This is a genomic window from Gemmatimonadota bacterium (genome assembly GCA_021295815.1).
Classification (GTDB): Bacteria; Gemmatimonadota; Gemmatimonadetes; order Longimicrobiales; family Gaopeijiaceae; genus JAGWBQ01.
On sequence record JAGWBQ010000004.1, the window covers coordinates 50,151 to 70,661 of the forward strand.

Below are 20,511 nucleotides of genomic sequence, written 5' to 3' on the forward strand. Positions count from 1 at the left end.
CGCCGACCGCACGGCGTCACGGCGCCGAGGGGCCCGCTTCCATTCGGACCGAGGGATCCAGTTATGCGGACCTACGAAGTCGTCTACATTCTCGATGCGGCCATCGCCCCGGCAGACGCCGAGGCGAAACTCGAACGCCTGCACTCGCTCGCGACTGTCGGCGGCGGCAAGGTGGACGCGGTGGAGCACTGGGGTCAGCGCAGGCTGGCCTACGCCATCAACGGACGGGAGACGGGCTACTACGTGGTCGCCCAGATCACGGCTGTGGCCGAGGCGCTCCCCGAGTTCGAGAGACTTCTCGGCCTCGACGAGGAGGTCATGCGGTATCTGCTCGTTGTCCATCAGGGCGAGCGCACCGACGGGGCGTCGAAGCTGGGCGAGGTGAGGAGCGACGACGAAACCCGCACTGCCGACGGCGCGACCGATGCCGAGGGTGACGAAGACGGTGACGACGCCGAGGAGGAAGGGGCCGAAGGCAAAGGCGACGACGAGGATCTTGATGAGGGTGATGACGACGACGAAGGCGGCGACAAGGATGCCGATGCGGCCGACGAAACGTCCGAGGAGGTCACCGTAGAGCCGCAAACGGCTCCGCGTTCCGGTCCTCCCGAGTTCTCCGGGCCGGGCGCCCGGCGGCGCAGAACGGAGGGTCCGCCGATCCTGACGCTAGATTACAAGGACGTGAAGCATCTCTCCTACTTCATAACCGACCAAGGCAAAATTCTGCCGAAGCGCACCACCCGGGTGTCGGCGCACTTCCAAAGGCAGTTGAGCCGCGCGATCAAGCGCGCGCGCTACCTGGCGCTGATCCCGTACACCGGCTCGTTTGACCACTGAGCCGCCGAGAGGGACGAGATTGGCACCGCGGCCTCGGGCTTTGCGCGATCGCCCTGACGTGCACCATCTTTCTCGGGACGCCGGATTTTCTCCGAGAAGGGGCCGCGTTCGTCGCCATGGCGTTTCTGGTGATGACGGTCGCCTTTGGAGCGAAGCGTCCTCGCACGGCTCTCGCCGCCGCTGCAGTGTCCTTCCTCCTTCTCCTGGGAGAACGGGATGCGGTCTGGTTCGTGGATCGCGCCTGGGCGATGATGGCCGCTGGCTGGTTCGCTTTCCTGAGCCTGCGGTTTCCGGGATGGACCTTGACCGCTCGCGCGGCGGCGGCGGTCGTCGCGGCGGCCACCACCGTGGCGGCGGCCGTGTTGGCGAGCCCCGCCTCCTGGACCGCTTTCGAGGGAGTGGTGGCCGATCGAGCTGCAGCGACTCTGGAGGCGATCACCTTCGAGCTCAGGCGTTCCGGAGGCATGGACCCCACCCTGGCGGCCCGGCTCGACATGGTCTTCCAGGCACAGGTCCTGGTCTTCCCGGCGCTTGCCGGCCTCGCCACCTCCGCAGCCCTCGCCGCGGCGTGGTGGGGCTACGGAAAGCTCTCGGGCGGAGGTGCCGAGCTCCAACCTCTGGCGACCTTCAATTTCAACGACCACTGGGTCTGGATCTTCGTGGTCGGACTCGGTCTGCTCGTGGTCGGCGGGATCAATCCTCCCAGCCGTCTCGCTCTCAACCTGCTGGTCTTCGCCGGCGGGTTCTTCGCATTGCGCGGTCTCGCCGTGGTCTCGTACCTCGGCCGTCGTCGCCGTCGCATCGTTTACGGGGTACTGGCCGTGCTGGGAGCCTTGGCTTGGCCGGGCATTCTTAGCGCCGCACTGATACTCGGAATCGCGGATGTCTGGCTCGACGCCCGCTCCCATCAACCCGAAGAGGCAACATGAAGCTAATCCTGCGCCGGCCCGTGTCCAATCTGGGCGAAGAGGGCGACGTCGTAACGGTTAGGCCGGGATATGGCCGCAACTACCTGATTCCCCAGGGACTGGCGTTTCCGGCCACCAAGCTGCACCTCGCCAGACTCGAGGAAGAGCGAGCTCAGAGGGAGGCTCGGGACCGCAGAGACCGGCTGGAGGCGCAAAGGCGGGCGGCGCTGCTCGAATCTCTCAGGCTCAAGTTCCTCGAGCGCGCCGGCAACGAAGGCCGGCTCTTCGGGTCTGTGACCGCTGCGGACATCGTCGCGCGGGTCGAGGATGCGGAGCTCGGGTTCGACCTGGATCGGCGGCTCATACAGCTCGACGAGCCGCTGAAGCAATTGGGCGTACACGGCGTGACCGTGCGTCTACACCCTGAAGTCACGGTGGACCTGCAGGTCACGGTCGAACCTATCGATTTCTAACGGCGGACGTGGAATGCAGGCTCCGCCGAACTACCCCACCCATGTGGTCGACGCGGTGTCGCTGGCGCTCGAACGCAAGGCGCGGGATGTCGTGGCGCTCGATCTTCGGGGCATATCGAGCGTTACCGATTTCTTCGTGATCGCTACCGGACGTTCCGATGTTCAGGTTCGAGCGATCGTGGAGAGAGTCGTTGAGGGCTTGCGGAACCAGGGTCTCCGCCCTAGTCATGTAGAAGGAGCGCGGGCCGGGCGCTGGGCCTTGGCCGACTATGTGGATATGGTCGTCCATGTCTTCCACCCCGATGCGCGAGACTTCTTTCGGCTGGAGCAGCTCTGGGGAGACGCCCCGGCATGGAGCGTCGGGCCCGGCGAAAACGAAACCACGCAAGAGAGAGAAGATGACTAGACCGAGCTGGGATCCGTTCGATCCCGGAAACCTGCCCGAGCTCTCCGCACAAACGGAGGGGCGTGGAAATCTCGTGGTCGTGGTCTCGACCCCTTCCATCCGGGACGGCAAATGGGCGGTGGGTGCGGCGGTGGCCGTCGCCGACGGCTTCAGCGAGGAAGGTCGGAAGGTCACCGTGGTGGACGCCGATCTCGACCTGCCCTCGCTCCACGAGCTCATGGATGCCGATGTGGGGGAGGGCGTGGTCGACCTCGTAGATTTCGGCGCCTCGGCCAATCGCGTGGTTCGGGACGCTCCCGGCGCCCGGTACAGCTTCATCAGCACCGGATCGTACGCGGTAGACCCCGAGAAGGTGCTTGAAAGCGAGATCTGGCGGGTCTTTTGCGAGGAACTTGTGGCGGCGGGCCACACCATCGTTGTCCACATCACCTCCGGGGTGCCCGGCATCCACGCCGTCCTCGGTCCGGCGACAGATGTCGTGGTGTTGACCTCGGATGGGCGCGACGACGAACATCTGGATAGCTTGCTGGTCGGCTGCGAGTCGCTGGTGAGGGGCGTGTACGGCCCTCACACCGGTGCGAGACCTGCTCCGGTCGACACGGGGGTCGGCGAGGCGGGTTCGGAAACCGACCTCCGCGATGCCGAGCCTGCGCCGGCATCGGAGATCCATCCGATCGACGGCTCGGGAACCTCGTCCGGCGGGCCGACCACTTCCGAAGGCCCGCCCGCCCGAGACCCGGTGCCGATGCGCCCCGGTCCCGCACAACGGGAGCCTGCGAAAGCGGAAGGCAAGCGGCGAGCCGGCGTGGACTCATCGTTCACGGACGGATCGTCCTCCGGCCGCAGGTGGATCTGGATCGGCGGCTTGGCGGCGGCGGTCACCGGAATAGCGCTGTGGCAGACCGGGGTGATCGATCTACCTCGGAGCAGTTCGGTCGATTCGGAATCCGAAGTCGTTCCCGAGAGCGCCCCGGACGCCGTTCCGGGAGAGGCGGAGGTCGACCCGGTTTCGAGTAGGCCTCCGCCTCCCGAGCCTGAAGTGATAGTCCCGGGTCCGTCGCCGCTGTTCCAAGGTCTGGCCGAAACGTCCGGGGCGCTCACCTACGGCGCTCAGGAGGCGGCCTACCAGACCTGGGACGATGCGTTGGACGGATTGGGCGACCTCGAAGCCCGGGGCCTTCCGGGGTTGATCGTGCCGGTGGTCGTAGATGGGACCACCTACTTCCGTCTGCTGGTGGGGCCGTTCTCCGACGCTGCGGCGGCTGGAGGCGTAAGCTCCGGGCGGCTGGATCGGAACCTGCGCCTGGCCTTTCACCTGGGAGAGAGCGCGGACGCCGATCTGGTTGACGCGAGGATGGCCGAACTCCTCGACCTGCGCGTGCCGACCTACCCGGTCACCGTCGAATTCGAGAACGGCGTCGTCGCGACTCGCATCTACGCCGGCGCCTTTTCCAGCCAGGCGGAGGCGGCGCTCGTCGCGGGCATCCTCTCCGAAGCCGGACTCGGCGAAGCCCCGCTCGTTTCGATCACCGGCGTCTCGCGGGGGCGTTGATCCACAGCCCGACCCGTCCAGCGCCCGTGGACCACCCTCGCTTCCGGCTCGGCAACCGCAACGGGGTTTCGTAGATGAGACTCTCGAGGCTGGAGCTCGCAGGATTCAAGTCCTTCGCCACCAGCACCACGGTCGAATTCCACGACGGCATGACGGCGTTGGTCGGCCCCAACGGCTGCGGCAAATCGAATGTCGTGGAGGCCATCCGCTGGGTCCTGGGCGAGCAGAAGCCAACCCATATCCGGGGTCGGAAGATGCAGGAGGTGATCTTCCACGGTTCGCGCAACCGCCGCCCCGCAGCCCGCGCCCAGGTGGCGGTGACCATAGACAACTCCGACGGAATCCTGCCGGTGGCGCACTCGGAGGTAGAAATAGGACGCTCCATCGATCGGGAAGGCAAGACGCGGTACACCATCAATCGTGCCGTCTGTCGCCTCAGGGACGTGGTCGACCTCTGCCGGGACACCGGTCTCGGGGTCGGCAGCTACTCGGCCATCGAGGGGCGGATGTTGAACGCCATCATCTCCGCCCGCGGGGACGAGCGTCGCGCGCTCTTCGAAGAAGCCGCCGGGATCGGCCGGTACAAGGACCGGCGAGCCGTGACCGAGCGTCGGCTCGACGCCGTAGCGGCGGACCTGCAAAGGCTTGACGATCTAGGTGTCGAAATACGGAAGAACGTACGTCGCCTCTCCAGGGAGAAAGGGAGGGCGGAACGTTACCTGAAGCAACGTTCGAGGCTTCGGGCGCTCGATGTCACTCTCGCCGAGCGTCGGCTCGACGACCTGCGCGATCAGCTCGCCAAGGTCGCCGCCGCCGGCCGGGACGCCGCAGGTGACGACGGTCCCGACGCGGTATCTTTTGTCCGCGCCGAGGCCGATCATCTGGCGCTCCGGAAGGAGGTCGATCTCTGCCGCGATGCGCGAGCGAAGGTCGTCGAGCGTCGGGGCGAGGCAGCCTCCGGGCTTGCGCGCTGCGAGCGCGAGCTGGCCGTGGCGGACGAACGGTCGGTCCAGGCCGAGGCCCGCATTTCTCGAAACGAGGAGTTGCGGAACGCTGAACTCGCCCGCCAAAAGGAGCTCGACGACGAGCTGGCGGTGACTCGGACCGGAATCGAGGGTGTCGAAGCCGATCTCCGCCTGGTTCGGCGCCGCACCGGCACGGCGGCGAACCAGGCGGAGGAACTGCGGGCGGGCATGGCCGCCGCTCGCCGCTCCGTCGAAACTCTCGCCGCCGCTCTGCGTGAGAACGCCCGGCTCTCCGCAGGGCTGGGCGGCGAGATCGAGGCGGGCGAAGAGAGGCTGCTCGCGGGGAGGCAGAGACTCGATGCGCTCGTGCGCGAGCGCTCCGAGTCTCTGAGAGGGCGACCTGGAGGCTGAGCTGGCCGCTGCCGCAAGCGCCGAGGTCGAAGCGGAAGCCGCTCTCGCGGCGGCTCGTGCCGCTTCCGTTTCGGCCACCACCCGCTTCGAAGATGCCCGCCGCCGCGAGCGGGCGCACACCGAGCGGCTCGAGACGGTCGAGCTCCGCCACGCGGCGCTCGCCCGTCTCGAACGCGACCGCGAGGGCTTCGAGCCGGTGGTGCGGGCGGTCCTCTCTCTGGGAGACGAATCCGTGATCGGCCCGCTATCCGACTTCATAACCGGTGACGACGAGGGCATGGAGCTCGTCGAGGCCCACCTGGGCGAGCTCGCCCGGGCGGTGGTGGTGAGCGACGCGGCGGCGGCTCTGCGGCTGGGGGAGTGGTTCGCCCGGGAATGGAAGGGCGGCGGAGGTCTGACCTTGTTGCCGCTCGACGCGGAGGAGCTGGTTGGAGAAGGGAAACGGAGCGGCGACCTCGCTCGCCGGATCGTCGCGGACGGACAGGGAGCGGCTTGGGTGAGGACCTTGCTGGACGGTGCGGCCGTCGTGCACGTGGGCGAATTCGAAGCCACCCTTCAAGGCGGGGTCTACAGAGTGGGTTATCCGGCGGGCGCGGCCGGTCTCCTCGAACGGCGTCGCGAGCTTCGCCGTCTCGGGACCGAACTGGCCGAACTACGGACCCGCGTCGACGACGCGCGGGAGATCGTCCGAAAGCGGAAGCTCGAGGCGGAGGCGCGGGCGGAGGCTGTCAGGGAGGGCCAGGCCGCTTTCGACACCGCCGGAGCGAAGCTCAGGCGGCTGGAAGACGAGGTTGCGGCGCTCTCTCTCGGCAAGGAGCGTGCGCGGCGCGTGGCGGAGGAGATCGCCCTGCAGATCGAACGCATGGAGAGCGAGCGTTCCGAGGTCTCGGAGCGGCTCGAGAGCGCACGCTCTCGACTGGTCGTTCTGACCGCCGAGGAAGCCGAGCTTACCCGCAAGCTCGCGGTCGAACAGGCCGGGCTGGACGAAGTCCGGACGGCCTGGGAGAAGGTGCGCACGCGGGTGACCGGGATCACCGTCGAGGGCGCGCGCCTCGACGGCGAGCTCGCTCGCCTCCAGGAGCGAGCTACCGCCATCACCACCGAGCACGATCGCGTCGAGGCGACGCTTCGTCGCCTCGCGCGGGAGCTCGACGCGGACCGCCGTCGGCTCCAGGAAGGTGAGAAGGTCATGAAGGAGGGGCGGGCCCGCCTGCAGGAGCTCTTCGACGCCGGAGACCGGCTCGCCGCCGAACTCGCCGCGGCCGACGATGAGCTGGAAGAGCTGAAGCGGCGCCTTGGCAAGAGCGAGGGAAATCTGCGCGAGGCTCGCCGCCTCGAGCGCGACCGGAAGGAGCGCAGCCACCGGCTGGAGCTGGAACGCAGAGAGCTTCAGGGTTCGGTCAAGCTCATCGAAGAGCGCGTGCGGGCCGAGTGGGGACGCTCGCCGGACGAGCTCCTGGCAGTGGTCGAAACGGTGGAGGGCGCGAACGAGGAGCTCGCCCAGGAGCGCGACAGACTCAGTCGACTCCTGACGCGACACGGCCCCGTCAACGTGCTCGCGGTGGAGGAGCACGCGGAAGCGCGGGAGCGGCTGAGCTTTCTGAACTCGCAGCACGACGATCTGACGGCGGCACGGGCCGACCTGCAGGAGGCGATCAGGGATATCGATCAAACGGCGGAAAAGCGGTTCGGCGAGACCTTCACGGCGGTCCAGGAGAGCTTCGCCAGCGTCTTCGAGAAGCTGTTTCCCGGCGGAGAAGCCGAACTGCGCATGGGTGACTCGCCCGAGTCCCCGATCGAGATCCATGCCAGCCCGCGGGGCAAGCGCTTCAGGAGGATCGAGCTGCTCTCGGGAGGCGAGCGAGCCCTCACGGCTCTCGCGTTGCTCTTTTCGCTCTACCTGGTCAAGCCCTCTCCGTTCTGCCTGATGGACGAGGTCGACGCCACGCTCGACGAGCACAACATCGGTCGTTTCCTCCGTCTGCTCGACGAATTCAAGGACCGCACCCAGTTCATAGTCATCACCCACAACCCGCGCACCGTCGCTTCGGCGGACTGGCTCTACGGCGTCACGATGGAGGAGGCCGGTACGAGCACGCTCGTCACCATGCGGTCGGACGGCGAACCTCTAAGCGAAGACCGGGGATCCGGCTCGGAGAAACCCGCAGCCTGACGCACCACCCGCGGCTCAGCGTGGACTCGCCGTCTGGCGCACCGCCAAACCAGGGAGAAGAGACGAAGATGCTCGTTGTCATGAGGCGTGACGCGCTTCCGGAGCAGATCAAGGCCGTGACCCGCGCGATCGATGAGATGGGCTACACCGCGCGTCCGATTCCGGGCGGGCAGAGAACGGCCATCGGAGTGGTCGGCAATCGCCGCGGAGTGGATCCCGGGGGGCTGCCCGCGCTCGCCGGCGTGCTGGAGGTCATCCCTGTCACGCACCCCTACAAGCAAGTGTCACGGGAGTGGAAGGCCGACGACACGATCGTGAACATCGGGGCGGGGGTCGCCTTCGGCGGTCCTCACGTGCCTCTGATCGCGGGGCCGTGCTCGGTGGAGGGTGAGAGCGAGATTCTGGAGATCGCCCACATGGTCCGGGCCGCCGGGGCCCACGCGCTCCGAGGGGGAGCGTTCAAACCCCGCACCTCGCCGTATTCCTTCCAAGGACACGGTGAACGCGGTCTCGAGATGCTTGCTCGAGCCCGGGAGGAGACCGGGCTGCCCGTGGTCACCGAGGCCGTCGACCCCGACGGCGTGAACTTGGTGGCCCAGTACGCCGACGTGGTCCAGATCGGGGCTCGCAACATGCAGAACTATCCCGTCCTCAGAAGAGCCGGGAGGTGCGGAAAGCCGGTTCTGCTCAAACGGGGGCTCTCCGCGACCATCGAGGAGTTTCTGCTGGCCGCCGAGTACGTCCTCGCCGAGGGCAACTCCGACGTCATTCTGTGCGAACGAGGGGTGCGCAGTTTCGACCCCTACACCCGGAACGTCTTCGACCTGACCGCCGTTCCCGTCGTCAAAGGTCTCTCGCACCTTCCCATCATCGCCGATCCTTCGCACGGTACCGGTCTGCGGGACAAGGTTCCGCCCATGGCCCGCGCGGCGGTGGCGGCCGGCGCCGACGGCCTGATCGTGGAGGTGCATCAGACGCCGAACCGTGCGCTCTCCGACGGAGCCCAGTCGATCTACCCCGAACAGTTGGAGGCGATGATGGCGGGCATGGCGGCCATCGCCGAGTCGATCGGGCGGAGGCTGGGGTCCGTCTAGGAGGCCCCGTCACGGCACGATGTCCCAAAACGACATTCAAATGCCCCGTTTGAAGGGTGAACTTGGATGTTGTGACTTACCATGCCAACTCCGACGGAGCCCTCCCGCCCCACCTGCTCGGACGCGGAGGCGAGCTCATAGCCAGGCGTCACCTCGAGGACGGCGGGTGGGAGATTCTGGCCACAAACTACCGTTTCGGGCGGCGCGAAGTGGATATCGTCGCCCGGCGGGAGTCGCTGGTCTCCTTCATCGAGGTCAAGACCCGCTCCGGAACCGCCTTCGGAAGCCCCATGGAGTCGATCACGTGGAGGAAGCGACGAGACATCGAACTCGTCGCCAGGGCCTATCTGGTCCAGAGCCGGCTCTGGGACGCCGATGTGCGTTTCGACGTCGTCTCCGTCGAGCTGCCGAGGAACAGCACGATCCGCTGCCAGCACATCGAAGACGCCTGGAGACCCGGGTGGCGTTGACCGCACCGCCGCGAGAAACTATATTTCCGCGTGCCTCAGGTCCGCGGGCCGCGCGCCCGTGAACCCCGTCAGGGCCCCGCAGGCAGCAGCGGTAAGCGTGGACGACGGTGCCGTGGAGCGCCTGAGGCACTTTTCTCTCCCGGCGCGGGAACCGACTTGGCGCAAACTGCATTAGCGAGGAAGTACCGGCCCCGTTCGTTTTCGGACGTCGCGGCACAGCAGCACGTCTCGGACACGCTCCGTCGTGCCGTGAGCGGCGACCGCACGGCTCAGGCGTATCTCTTCTGCGGTCCCAGGGGCGTGGGCAAGACAACCCTTGCGCGCGTGCTCGCCATGGCTTTGAACTGCCCGCTGCGCAGTACGGATCAGTCGTCCGAGACAGCAGGCGAGCCGTGCGGCGAGTGTGAGAGCTGCCGAAGCATCTGGGCGGGTCAGGCATCGGTCGACATCGTGGAGATCGACGCCGCCTCCAACCGGGGCGTGGATGCGGCGCGAGACCTGCGCGAGCGAGCCATGTACGCTCCCTCGGGCGAGTCCAGGCGCAAGGTCTACATCGTGGACGAGGCCCACATGCTCACCCGCGAAGCCTGGAACGCGCTGCTCAAGATTCTGGAGGAGCCTCCGCCGGGCGTCGTGTTCGTTTTCGCAACTACGGAACCGCAGAAGATCCAGCAGGCGGCCGGTCCCATACTTTCGCGCTGCCAGCGCTTCGACTTCCGACGGATCTCGGTGATCGACATCGTCGCGCGGATGAAGGACGTGCTCGCCGAAGAAGGTCTCTCGGCCGAAGACGCCGCTCTCACGGTGATCGCGCGCAAGGCGGACGGCGGGATGCGGGACGGTCTCTCCCTCCTCGATCAGGTTCTCTCCTTCAGCCGAGGGGAGATGACTGCGGAGGTGGTGCGCGGCGTGCTTGGGGTCGTCAACGAGGAACGCTTCCTCGAGCTTTTCGGCATCGTCGCCGAGAGACGCCACGCCGAGATCTTCACTTTCGTCGAATCCCTCAGCGACGACGGCTTCGACGTGGTCGAGTTTTACTACGGCCTCCTGGACATGTTGCGCCGCTTGCTCCGTTTGCGGCTCGCGCCTTCCGGGGCCGACGCCGGGAGCGATTCCGATACGCGATTTGCCGGTCTAGCGACCAGGTTCGAGCCGAGCGATCTCGTGAGGATGCTCTCCGCTGCGGCCGAACTCGAGACTCGAGGCAGTCTCCGACGCAGTCCCAACCCACGCATTCTCGTCGAGATGCTCCTCCTACGCATGAGCTACCTCGACCGGGCCGTCGAGATCGAAGAGGTGATCGCAGCGCTGGGCGGCGCACCGCGAAGCGGGTCTTCATCGAATCCGCCCGATGGCTCGGCTGGGGTGCCCGCGCCCGGGACCGCCCCGAGCCAAGGAAGCGGTCACGGGCCGAGCCGGCTTCCCGAGACGACGAAGCCCATCTCCCCTCACGTCGTCGCCCCCTCGCCGGCCCCCCAAGCCAAGGCCGCCGGTCCCCGCGCGGAAACCGCAGCTTCCCGCAGACCTGCCTCCACCGAGCCGGAACGGGACCTCCACCGGGTCGCCCGGAATCCGGAACCGGTCGATTCACGGGATGCTGCGTCGGTCGGCTCGCGGGGCGAGAAATCGGTCGGATCGCGAGGAACCGGAAAGCAGCGACCGAAGCGACGAACCGGGCTTCCCCCGACATCCTCCCGGACGTCCCCCGGACTCACGCTCGACAAGGTGCTCGAGCTGGAACCAGGCCTGCGACCGGCGGTAGAAGAGCTCGATCTGGAACTCGTCCGTCCACTCGATCGATAGCTGATGAACATCTCCCAATTGATGCAGTTAGGCCAGCAGATGCAGTCCAAAATGACTCAATTGCAAAGAGACCTCGACACCAGCACTCAGTCCGCGTCCTCGGGGGGCGGAATGGTCACCGCGACCGTGGACGGACGGGGAGCGGTGCAGGCCATCGCGATCGACCCGGTCTGCGTCGATCCCGAAGATGTGGAGATGCTCGAGGATCTCGTGCTCGCGGCCGTTTGCGAAGCTCAGGCCCAGGCGCTGAAGGTCTACGAACGTGAGATGAAGAAGGTGACCGGCGGACTCCCCGGCATCCCCGGAATTCCCGGGCTCCCGGGGCTCTCCTAAAGGGTCGAAACTCTCTCACGCCTGAACTCTCTGACTCAGGAACAAGGACAGGGGACCGCATGTCGGTGATCGACACCCTCACCGACGAGTTCACCCGCCTGCCGGGCATCGGCCGGAAGACGGCGATTCGGCTCGTGCATCATCTGCTGGGCAACACACGCGCGGACCCGGAGCGGCTCGCCACAGCCCTCTTGGAGGTCGCCGAACGGGTGAGCCCCTGCCCTCGGTGCGGCAATTTCACCGAGGAGGAGGTCTGCAAGGTATGCCGCGATCCGCGTCGCGACGAGGGTCTGATCTGCGTCGTCGAGAAGCCTTACGACGTGATGGCCATCGAGCGGACCGGCGAGTATCGCGGACACTATCACGTGCTGGGCGGCAGGCTCTCGCCCATGGACGGCATCGGCCCCGAACAATTGCGCGTCGACGAGCTGCTGGACCGGATTCGGGGGAGCGTTCGGGGGAGCGAGGAGAAAGTGGACGAGGTCATCATCGCCACGGCCCCGGACATAGCACACGACGCCACCACCGTATACCTTGAAGGCGTTCTTCGTCCTCTCGGGGTTCGGGTCACGCGTTTCGCCAGCGGCCTTCCCGTCGGGAGCGATCTGGAATATGTGGACGGCGCCACCATCGCGCGCGCTCTCTCGGGCAGAAGAGAAAGCACATGAACTGGGTACCCAACGCCATCACCATCGGACGTATGTTGGCGACCCCGGTCGTGCCCGTGCTCGCCCTCTCGACCGGTACCACGTGGCGGTACTGGGCGTGCGCCGCCTTCGTGGCCCTTGCACTCTCCGACGCTCTCGACGGCTACCTCGCAAGGCGCCTGAAGGTGGTCTCGAATCTCGGCAAGCTGCTCGATCCGGTGGCGGACAAGCTGCTCATGGTGGCGACCCTGCTGCCCATCTACGCCATCTCGCACCGCGGTCCGCCGACCGAACTCCTGCCCTGGTGGGGCGAGTTTCCTCTATGGGCGCTGCTCGTCATTCTCGGCCGGGAAGGGCTGGTGACCGGCTTCCGTCTCTACTCCGCGAAAATCGGCGTGGTGATCAGCGCCGACTGGACGGGGAAGTGGAAGATGCTCATCCAATCGATCTTCTGCGGAGCGGCGTTGCTGTGGTATCCGCTCAATCTGACCGCTACCGAGGAGGGCTGGAGTTCCCAGCTCTGGATACAGATTCGCGGTATCGGCGAGGCCATTGTGGGGGTCAGCCTGGCTGCGGCGCTCGTACTCACGATCTACTCCATGGCGCACTATTTGTGGAGCTATCGGACGCTCCTCGGGGCGAAGCCGTGACCGGTGCCGCCGCTCTCGTCGATTCTCTGCGCGGTCGCGGTCTCTCGCTGGCGGTGGCCGAGAGCTGCACGGGCGGGATGCTCGGAGCGGAGCTGACCGCGGTTCCAGGGAGCTCGGAGGTCTTTCTGGGCGGCGTGATCTCCTATGCCGACGATTTGAAACGGGAGCTTCTCGGCGTCCGGGACGCTACGTTGGCGTCCTGCGGAGCCGTGTCCGAACGTGCGGCTGCGGAAATGGCGGTGGGGGTCCGGAAGGTCGCGGGCGCCGACGTGGGCATCGCGGTCACCGGGATCGCGGGACCGGGAGGGGGGACCTCGGAAAAGCCCGTGGGTACTGTCTGGATCTGCGTCGCGGTCGGCGAAGAGCTGGGTGCGGAGGTGCACCGCTTTGGGGGAGAAAGGGATGAGGTGCGGCGCGCCTCGGTCGACGCGGCGGTGACGAGCGCCCTGCGCGCGCTGCCACAAACAACAGGTTGAAGAAATGACAGGGACCACCGAACCGAAACCGGGCGAAGACAACGAAGTCGGAAGCTGCGCTGCCGGATCCGATATTGAGCCCGGAGGTGCGGAGACAGGCGAAGACCGGCCGGCCGGCGCTGAGGAAGACGGATCTGCCGACGCAGGTGAGCCTGAGGGCGGAGCTCTCGCCGACAGCGTGGCGGAGCTCGAGGAACGCAACCTCCGGCTGCACGCCGAGTTTCGGAACTACCGTAGGCGCAGCGAGCGCGAGCGGCTCAATGCCTGGGCCAGGGCTCAAGCCGATCTGGTCCGCGGCATTCTCGACGCCCTCGACGATCTCGACAGGGTTTCCGCCCTGGAGCTCGATCAGGCGAGCGTGGAGTCGATCATGAAGGGCATCGATCTCGTCTCGGAGAAGTTCGCTCGTTCGCTCGCGGACGCCGAGGTCGAGATCATCAGGCCTGAGGGCGAGGTTTTCGATCCCGTGAGCATGGAGGCCGTGGTCCGAGTGCCGACGGAGTCGGAAGACGACGACGACCGCGTGGCGATGGTGGTCCAGAAGGGATACAGGCTCGGCGACATCCTGATTCGCCCCGCCAGGGTAGGCGTGTTCAAGAAGTGATGAGCGCTCCGCGGAAGGACTACTATCGGATTCTGGGGGTCGGAGCCAAGGCCTCTCAGGACGAGATCAAGGCGGCCTACCGCACGCTGGCCAAGAAGCACCATCCCGACAAGAATCGGAACGACCGTCGCGCGGCGGAGCGTTTCAAGGAGGTCGGAGAGGCCTACTCCGTGCTCAGCGACCCGAAGAAACGGCGAGAGTACGACAACATCCGCAGACTGAGCGCTTTCCGGCTGGGTCAGGCGTCGGGAGGGCGTTCCGGAACCGGGGCGAGGTCCGCCGGGAACGCCTCCGACTACTCCTTCGAGGATCTCCAGGGCGGTTTCGGCCATATCTCCGACCTCTTCTCCTCCCTGTTCGGTCAGGACCAGGCGGACGAGCCGAGCTCGGGCCGAACGGCGGGACCGACAAAGGGCGCCAACGTCGAGTACGTGCTCGATATTCCTTTTCTGACGGCGGTTCGGGGGGGCAAGGTCACGGTAGCGCTCTCCATGACGGAGAAGTGCGTAAACTGCGAGGGCTCGGGCGCCGCCCCCGGAACCGGGTTGGCGACCTGCGGGGAGTGCAAAGGGGTCGGCAAGGTATTCTTCGGGCAAGGCAAGTTCGCGGTGGAGCGACCTTGTCCGGCCTGTCTGGGCAGAGGGAGGAGGCCCGAATCCCCGTGCGACACTTGCGCGGGCCGGGGGGAGCTTCGCAAGCCCCGCAACGTGCGTGTCGAAGTGCCGGAAGGCACTGACAGCGGGACCAAGGTTCGACTTCCCGGCCGAGGCGAGCCCGGCGCAAACGACGGGCCTGCGGGCGACCTCCTCGTGACTTTCAAGGTCAAGCCCCACCGCTTCTTCGACCGAGACGGGCTCGATGTCCGCGCCAAGGTGGCGGTCAACCTAGCGCAGGTCACGCTCGGCTCCGCAGTGAAGGTCAGCACCGTCGATGGCAGAAAGGTCGTGATCAGGATTCCGCCGGGAACCCAGTCGGGCACCAAGTTCCGGGTGCGCGGCCGGGGAGTCCAGCGCGGGGAGCGTCGAGGCGACTTCTACGTCGAGGTCAGAGTCACCATACCGAAGGACCTGTCCGAGGACGAGCTCTCGGCGATGGAGGAGTTCGCCAAGGCGTCCGGCATGAGGCGCTGAGCCCTCTCGATTCTTCCTCCCCCTCGAACCTCGTCCGCTGCGGTAAGGAATACCGCCGACTGTCCGGGTGAGACCGCCCGCACCGGTTCGTCGAACTCGAAGCTCACCGATCCCGTGCTGTCGCGGCCGACCACTGTCCCGCTGGTGATTGCGCCTCGGTAGCGAATCTGAAGGCGGAGCCGCTCCCCCGCATCGGCCTCCGGGCCGAGCCAGTTGAGACTGTTGATCTCGACCCCCTTCGCATAGAGTTCATCCCGAGCGCCGACCACGACCTCCCGGGTCTCGGGTCGGATCTCCAGCACGAACATGCGCTCGTTCATGCCGCCCCCCAGGCCCCGCCGCTGTCCGACGGTGAAGCCGGAGTAGCCGTCGTGCCGGCCCACGAGGTCGCCGTTCCGGGTAACGACGGGTCCCGGCTGGAGCGCCGGGTGTCTGGCCGGCAGCCTCCGTGCGAGCAGGTCGCGGTAGCTCCCGGCAGGGACGAAGCATATGTCCTGCGACTCCGGCTTTTCGGCGGTGGCGAGCCCCAGCGCTCGAGCCCGTTCGCGGACCTCGGCCTTGGTCAGCTCACCCACCGGGAAGAGAAGTCGAGGCAGGAGCTCTGCGGGAACGCCCCACATGTAGTAGGACTGATCCTTGGCGGGATCGAGCCCTCGGAGCAGGCGGGAGCGACCGCCCTCGTGGACTATGCGCACATAGTGGCCGGAGGCGATCGTGTCGCAACCGAGGGCCTCGCCTCGTTCCAGGAGGCCGGCGAACTTGGTCGTGCCGTTGCAGTTGACGCACGGATTCGGAGTTCTGCCGAGGGCGTACTCCTCGACGAAGTCGTCGATGACGTCACGAGTAAAGTCCTCTTCCACGTCGAAGACGTAGTGCGGCACGCCCAACCTGTCGGCCACTCGCCTCGCGTCGAGTATGCCGTCGAGACCGCAGCAGGTGCGCGGGTTCTCGGGCGTCTCCTCGTAGCAGAAGGTCTTCATCGTGGCTCCCACCACCTCGTAGCCTTTCTCCACGAGCAGGGCGGCCGCGACCGAGGAGTCGACTCCGCCGGACATGGCCATCAGCACGCGGTTCACGACCGCCGCGCCATCACGCGCTCGACGGCCTCCAGCGTGAGCGAGATGTCGTCGTCGGTCGTGTCGCGACCGAGGGAGAAGCGCACCGACGCTCCGCCTCGTCCGGGATAGAGAGCGTCGATAACGTGGCTGCCGCTCGATCCGCTCGAGCAGGCGGATCCTCCGGAGCAGGCGATCCCTTCCATGTCGAGACCGAACACGATCGACTGGGTGTTGACGTCGGGGAAGTGCAGACTGGTGACCGAGCCTACGCGAGCTGCGGCGACGGCGTTGACGGTGACCCCCGGGTAGCGCCGTACGATCTCTCGCTCGAGCCGGTCGCGCAAGGCGGTCACCGTAGCGCAGCGCTCCTCTCGCTCGGCCTCCGCCAGATCGACCGCGAAAGAGAAGCCGACGGCTCCCGCCACGTCCTCGGTCCCGGGCCGGAGTCCGCGCTCCTGGCCTCCGCCGACCAGCAGGGGCGCGACCTTGGTGCCCCTTCGCACGACAAGTGCGCCGGTGCCCTTGGGGCCGTAGATCTTGTGACCCGTGATCGAGACCATGTCCACGGCCAGGTTCCGGAGGGAGAGGTCCGTCTTTCCGATGGCCTGGACGGCGTCGGTGTGGAGCATGCAACCTTCCCGCTCGGCGAATCGCCCGGCGATCTCGGCAAGCGGCAGCATCATTCCGGTCTCGTTGTTCACCCACATGATCGACGCCATGCAGGGGCCGCACTCAAGAGCCTCCGTCAGCCTGTCCATCTCCATCTCGCCGTCGGCCGTGACACCGAGCTCCAATGCGGGGGCGGCGGCATCGCCCTCTCCGGCGGTGCGCCTCACCGCGTCGAGCACGGCGTGATGCTCGACAACGGTCGTCGCGACTGTCGGCGGAGTCCCCTCGCTCTCGTGGAGCTGCCGACACCCGCCGACCACCGCCAAATTGTCGGCTTCAGTTCCGCCGCTGGTGAAGTACACCTCGACGGGCAAACAGCCGATGGCCCCGGCCACGCGCTCCCGGGCCTCCCACAGCGCCTTGGCCGCAGCCCGTCCCCAGCGATGGGGGCTCGACGGATTGCCGAAGGTTCCGTACAGGTAGGGAAGCATGGCCTCCCGAACCTCTTCGCGGACCGGCGTGGTCGCGGCGTTATCGAGATAGACTGACGGCATGACGAAATCTAGCGGCCTGCGGCGATACTCGCACGAGCGCCGAGCGCGGCATCCAGGGCGGATGCGGAGTCGCGCTGCTGCGGGAGGCTTTGGCCGGGGGCTGCTAGCCCATCAGAAGCTCGATACGCGCAGCTCAGCCAGATCGTGCACTTCCAGGGCTTCCCGTGCGCGGAAGGGTTCGCCGTAGCGCGCTCGGATCAGTGAACCGTAGTGCGCCAGCTTGGCCAGAACCTGTTCGGCTATCGGGCGATCTCCGCCCGGAAAGACCTCGCCCATCCCGGTCGCCCCTTCGAACTGCGAAGGGTAGGCGGCCATCGCCGCCATGCGGGCCTCGACGTGTTTCGAGATGTCCACGACGAAGTCGGGAGGGTCGGCGTCTTCGCGAAAGGCGGTGGCGTGGACTAGCTTGTGCGGGCGGAAGGCGGAACCTAGCTCGGGCCGGTACTTGCGAAGGCCGGCCAGGAACGAAGCATGCCTGACGAGCTCGGCGGTCCGTTCGTGGTCGGGGTGCCTGCCCGTTGTCCAGTGGGTGACCACGACTCGCGGACGCAGCTTGCGAAGGTGACCCGTCAGGAGCGAGAGCGAATCGGGATCCACGACGATGCGGGCATCGGGAAGACCGGCGTTCAGACGCAGATTCACGCCCAGAACGGAAGCGGCGCGGGCGGCTTCTTCGAGCCGGATCTCCGGCGTACCCGAACTACCCATCTCGCCTGCGGTCAGGTCGAGAACGCCCACCCTGCGACCGGCAGCGGCCGCCTTGGCCAAAGAGCCTCCGCAAAGCAGTTCGGCATCGTCCGGATGCGCCATGACCGCCAGGAGGTCGAGCCCGACGGCGGTCACTCCCTGCGCAGCGCTTCCACGGGATCGAGTCTGCTGGCCTTGAGAGCTGGCGCCAGCCCGAAAAGTATGCCGGTGAGCGCGGCCATCGCCAGTGCGACCGCGACCGACCAGAGCTGGAGCTGGGCTGGAATCGGGGTCCAGCGGGCGACCCCCTCCGCTATGCCCCAACCGGCGAGAATGCCGACCGCCGCACCGGCCACAGTCAGCGCGGACGCTTCGGTGAGGAATTGCCAGAGCACTTCGCCCCGGGTGGCGCCGAGCGCCTTGCGCACACCGATCTCCTTCGTGCGCTCGGTCACGCTGATGAGCATGATGCCGATCACGCCGACTCCGCCGACGAGCAGGCCTACCGAGGTGAGCCCGAGCATCACGAGGAAGAGGATGCCGGTGATCTGGTTGAAGAGGTCGAGGATCTGCTGGCTGGAAAGGAGCGCGAAGTTGTTTTCGTCGGCGGGATGCAGCCTGCGCGTCTGGCGCAGCTCGGTGATCACTTGGTCTTCGGCCTCCGCCTTCGTGACCGAGTCGGCGGGCACCACGTCGATGCGGGCTTGCCAGAACGACTCGCGCAGCCGCTTGCGCACGGTGCTCCACGGGAAGACGGCGAACTCGCCGAAGGCGTCGGAAAAAATGTTGGAGGCCATGCGATAGACTCCGACGACCGTGAAGGGCACCTGCGGTGTGCGCCACGTGGAGACCCGCACGCGCTGTCCGATCGGGTCGCGCTCTCCGAAGAGCTCGGTCGCCAGATCTTCCGAGATGACGACGACGGCGCGGCTGGCGCTTACTTCGGACTCGGTGAAATCTCTGCCGGCGATGAAGTCGCCGGGCGAGTAGGCGCTCCAGCCTGAGGAGACGGCGCTGCCCTGGGCCTCCCGCACTCGATTGCCCAAAGCCTCCATCGAGCCGACTCCAAAATCCATCGTGTAGAGGGCTTCCTGGACGGCCGGGAGAGTCCGGATTCGACGAGCCTCTTCCGGGGTGATCTGCGGCTTGTTCCACCAGGGCGGCCTGTTGTTGCCCTCGTCCGAGATGCGCACGGCGGTGAAGTCGAAGCGTACGACGGAGAAGTTGTCGGGGCCCGCAGACTCGACGGCGCTGACCACCGAGGTCCGGATCCCGACCACCAGCGCCGCTATCGCAACGACCACGGACACGCCGACTGCGACGCCCAGGATCGTAAGGCCGGTGCGCACCAGGTTGTCGCGCATTGTCCAGAACGCTATGACGAGGCCTTCCCAGAGCCCGGTGATCCGGCGCCCGAGAGTCGTCGGTTTCCTATTCATAGCGGAGTGCGTCCACGGGGTTCATTCTCGCGGCCCGGGCGGCGGGGTAAACCCCGGAGGCGATCCCGACCGCGATGCCAAGCACTACGCCGATGGTCACCCAGAGGGGCGAGATGGCGGCGGGCAGCGGCGATAGAGCGGCAGCCAGCATGGCGATCCCGATTCCCATGGCGACGCCGAGCCCGGCGCCTACCGTGGTCAGGGTGACCGACTCGATGAGCACCTGCGTCAGAATGTCGCGTCTGCGGGCGCCGAGAGCCTTGCGCACGCCGATCTCGCGTGTCCGTTCCATGACCGAGACGAGCATGATGTTCATGATCACTATCCCGCCGACCACGAGCGAGATGCTGACCAGGCCGGGCAGGGCGGTGAAGAGCACACGCGAGATGTCGTTCCAGAAGCTGATGGCGTCCTCGGAGGTCTCGACCGCGAAATTGCTCTCCTCGAACGGGCGGAGCCGGCGCTGAACCCGCATGATGCCCTCGACTTCGGACTGGGTCAGCGCAACATCGTTGGGATCCAAGGGCTGAACGATGATCTCGTCGACGACCCCGAGCGGATTGAGCCAGCGTTGGAGGGGCGAGGTGGCAGGTACGTAGACGAAGTTGTCCAACGACTGGCCGAAGAGCGAGCCGCGCTCCTCGAGGACTCCGATGATTCTGTACGGAGTGCCCCTGAGCCGAATCCGCCGTCCGACCGCCTCTTCCTGAGGATAGAGAACCTCGGCGGTTTCCTTGCCAACGACCGCTACCGGGAGCCCGCGCTGAGCCTCCTGATCGCCGAACACCCTGCCTCTCGCCACGTCGAGACTCCGGATGGCGAAGGCCTCGGGCGAGGAGCCCACCAGGCGTACGTTGCTGGCGGTGCGTCCGTTGTCGGCCACCACTTCCGACGAGGCGTCGCTCTCGATGGCCACCAAAGCGGAAACGGCGAGTTCCTCTCGGATGGCGTCGGCCTCCCGGGTTCTGAGTCTGGGGAAGCGCTGCCGACGGCGGACCACGGACTCGTCGCTGCTGAGGTCGTCCGGGAAGCGGCGAACGGTGAGCGTGTTGATGCCGAAGATTTGGGAGGTGACCTCCTCGCGCATGTAACGGTCGATCCCCTCGATGGCGGTTACCACCGTGATCAGGAAGGTGATGCCGAGGATGACGCCGAGAAGCGAGAAGACGCTCTTCATCTTCTGGGTTCGTATCTGCTGCATGGCGAGGCGAACGCCTTCCCATACGTTCACG

The 20,511-nt window shown here is 66.7% G+C and carries 21 protein-coding genes; 16 read left to right on the forward strand and 5 right to left on the reverse strand.

What is annotated here, in order from left to right; genetic code table 11:
• Positions 1–63: 63 nt before the first annotated feature.
• The 16 genes from rpsR (at position 64) to dnaJ (ending at position 14,932) form a co-directional block, all read left to right on the forward strand.
• On the forward strand, positions 64–837 hold the full coding sequence (rpsR, locus tag J4G12_02310; protein MCE2454637.1) for a 30S ribosomal protein S18: 774 nt from the start codon (positions 64–66) through the stop codon (positions 835–837).
• A 116-nt stretch (positions 838–953) separates the two neighbouring features.
• Entirely contained in the window at positions 954–1,766 is an 813-nt protein-coding gene (locus tag J4G12_02315) for a DUF2232 domain-containing protein (GenBank protein ID MCE2454638.1), read from the forward strand.
• Positions 1,763–2,218, forward strand: a complete 456-nt coding sequence (gene rplI, locus J4G12_02320; GenBank protein ID MCE2454639.1) for a 50S ribosomal protein L9 — start codon at positions 1,763–1,765, stop codon at positions 2,216–2,218. The genes J4G12_02315 and rplI overlap by 4 nt, the downstream gene beginning before the upstream one ends.
• A 13-nt stretch (positions 2,219–2,231) precedes the next feature.
• Positions 2,232–2,624, forward strand: a complete 393-nt coding sequence (gene rsfS, locus J4G12_02325) for a ribosome silencing factor (protein ID MCE2454640.1) — start codon at positions 2,232–2,234, stop codon at positions 2,622–2,624.
• Complete coding sequence (locus J4G12_02330) at positions 2,617–4,176, forward strand: hypothetical protein (protein MCE2454641.1); 1,560 nt, start codon at positions 2,617–2,619, stop codon at positions 4,174–4,176. The genes rsfS and J4G12_02330 overlap by 8 nt, the downstream gene beginning before the upstream one ends.
• Positions 4,177–4,250: 74 nt before the next feature.
• On the forward strand, positions 4,251–5,552 hold the full coding sequence (locus J4G12_02335) for an AAA family ATPase (GenBank protein ID MCE2454642.1): 1,302 nt from the start codon (positions 4,251–4,253) through the stop codon (positions 5,550–5,552).
• 232 nt (positions 5,553–5,784) lie between these two features.
• Positions 5,785–7,725: an AAA family ATPase gene (locus J4G12_02340; protein ID MCE2454643.1), complete on the forward strand. Its 1,941-nt coding sequence runs from the start codon at positions 5,785–5,787 to the stop codon at positions 7,723–7,725.
• A gap of 68 nt (positions 7,726–7,793) precedes the next feature.
• Entirely contained in the window at positions 7,794–8,819 is a 1,026-nt protein-coding gene (gene aroF, locus J4G12_02345) for a 3-deoxy-7-phosphoheptulonate synthase (GenBank protein MCE2454644.1), read from the forward strand.
• Between the two features lie 113 nt (positions 8,820–8,932).
• Complete coding sequence (locus J4G12_02350; GenBank protein ID MCE2454645.1) at positions 8,933–9,289, forward strand: YraN family protein; 357 nt, start codon at positions 8,933–8,935, stop codon at positions 9,287–9,289.
• A 156-nt stretch (positions 9,290–9,445) separates the two neighbouring features.
• Positions 9,446–11,092 carry a DNA polymerase III subunit gamma/tau gene (dnaX, locus tag J4G12_02355; GenBank protein MCE2454646.1) on the forward strand — a complete coding sequence of 549 codons (1,647 nt, stop codon included), beginning with the start codon at positions 9,446–9,448 and terminating at the stop codon, positions 11,090–11,092.
• A 3-nt stretch (positions 11,093–11,095) separates the two neighbouring features.
• A complete protein-coding gene (locus J4G12_02360; GenBank protein ID MCE2454647.1) occupies positions 11,096–11,425 on the forward strand; it encodes a YbaB/EbfC family nucleoid-associated protein in 330 nt (109 codons plus the stop codon).
• 59 nt (positions 11,426–11,484) lie between these two features.
• Positions 11,485–12,093 (forward strand): recombination mediator RecR, encoded by a 609-nt coding sequence (gene recR, locus J4G12_02365; GenBank protein ID MCE2454648.1) that lies wholly within the window; start codon positions 11,485–11,487, stop codon positions 12,091–12,093.
• A complete protein-coding gene (gene pgsA, locus J4G12_02370; protein MCE2454649.1) occupies positions 12,090–12,722 on the forward strand; it encodes a CDP-diacylglycerol--glycerol-3-phosphate 3-phosphatidyltransferase in 633 nt (210 codons plus the stop codon). Before recR ends, pgsA begins: the two co-directional genes overlap by 4 nt.
• Positions 12,719–13,198: a CinA family protein gene (locus J4G12_02375; GenBank protein ID MCE2454650.1), complete on the forward strand. Its 480-nt coding sequence runs from the start codon at positions 12,719–12,721 to the stop codon at positions 13,196–13,198. The genes pgsA and J4G12_02375 overlap by 4 nt, the downstream gene beginning before the upstream one ends.
• Positions 13,199–13,202: 4 nt before the next feature.
• A complete protein-coding gene (locus J4G12_02380; protein MCE2454651.1) occupies positions 13,203–13,802 on the forward strand; it encodes a nucleotide exchange factor GrpE in 600 nt (199 codons plus the stop codon).
• Positions 13,802–14,932: a molecular chaperone DnaJ gene (dnaJ, locus tag J4G12_02385; GenBank protein ID MCE2454652.1), complete on the forward strand. Its 1,131-nt coding sequence runs from the start codon at positions 13,802–13,804 to the stop codon at positions 14,930–14,932. The genes J4G12_02380 and dnaJ overlap by 1 nt, the downstream gene beginning before the upstream one ends.
• On the opposite strand, the gene mnmA is transcribed toward dnaJ, so the two are convergent.
• The 5 genes from mnmA to J4G12_02410 all read right to left on the reverse strand — a co-directional run bounded on the left by mnmA (position 14,836) and on the right by J4G12_02410 (position 20,510).
• The gene (mnmA, locus tag J4G12_02390) at positions 14,836–15,993 is read right to left on the reverse strand and encodes a tRNA 2-thiouridine(34) synthase MnmA (GenBank protein MCE2454653.1); all 1,158 of its coding nucleotides are present in this window, start codon (positions 15,991–15,993) and stop codon (positions 14,836–14,838) included. The two genes, dnaJ and mnmA, sit on opposite strands and share 97 nt — an antisense overlap.
• An 11-nt stretch (positions 15,994–16,004) precedes the next feature.
• Positions 16,005–17,153 carry a cysteine desulfurase gene (locus tag J4G12_02395; GenBank protein ID MCE2454654.1) on the reverse strand — a complete coding sequence of 383 codons (1,149 nt, stop codon included), beginning with the start codon at positions 17,151–17,153 and terminating at the stop codon, positions 16,005–16,007.
• 111 nt (positions 17,154–17,264) lie between these two features.
• Positions 17,265–17,996 (reverse strand): bacillithiol biosynthesis deacetylase BshB1, encoded by a 732-nt coding sequence (gene bshB1 / locus J4G12_02400; protein ID MCE2454655.1) that lies wholly within the window; start codon positions 17,994–17,996, stop codon positions 17,265–17,267.
• A complete protein-coding gene (locus J4G12_02405; GenBank protein ID MCE2454656.1) occupies positions 17,993–19,279 on the reverse strand; it encodes an ABC transporter permease in 1,287 nt (428 codons plus the stop codon). The genes bshB1 and J4G12_02405 overlap by 4 nt, the downstream gene beginning before the upstream one ends.
• Positions 19,272–20,510 (reverse strand): ABC transporter permease, encoded by a 1,239-nt coding sequence (locus tag J4G12_02410; protein MCE2454657.1) that lies wholly within the window; start codon positions 20,508–20,510, stop codon positions 19,272–19,274. The genes J4G12_02405 and J4G12_02410 overlap by 8 nt, the downstream gene beginning before the upstream one ends.
• Position 20,511: the final 1 nt, after the last annotated feature.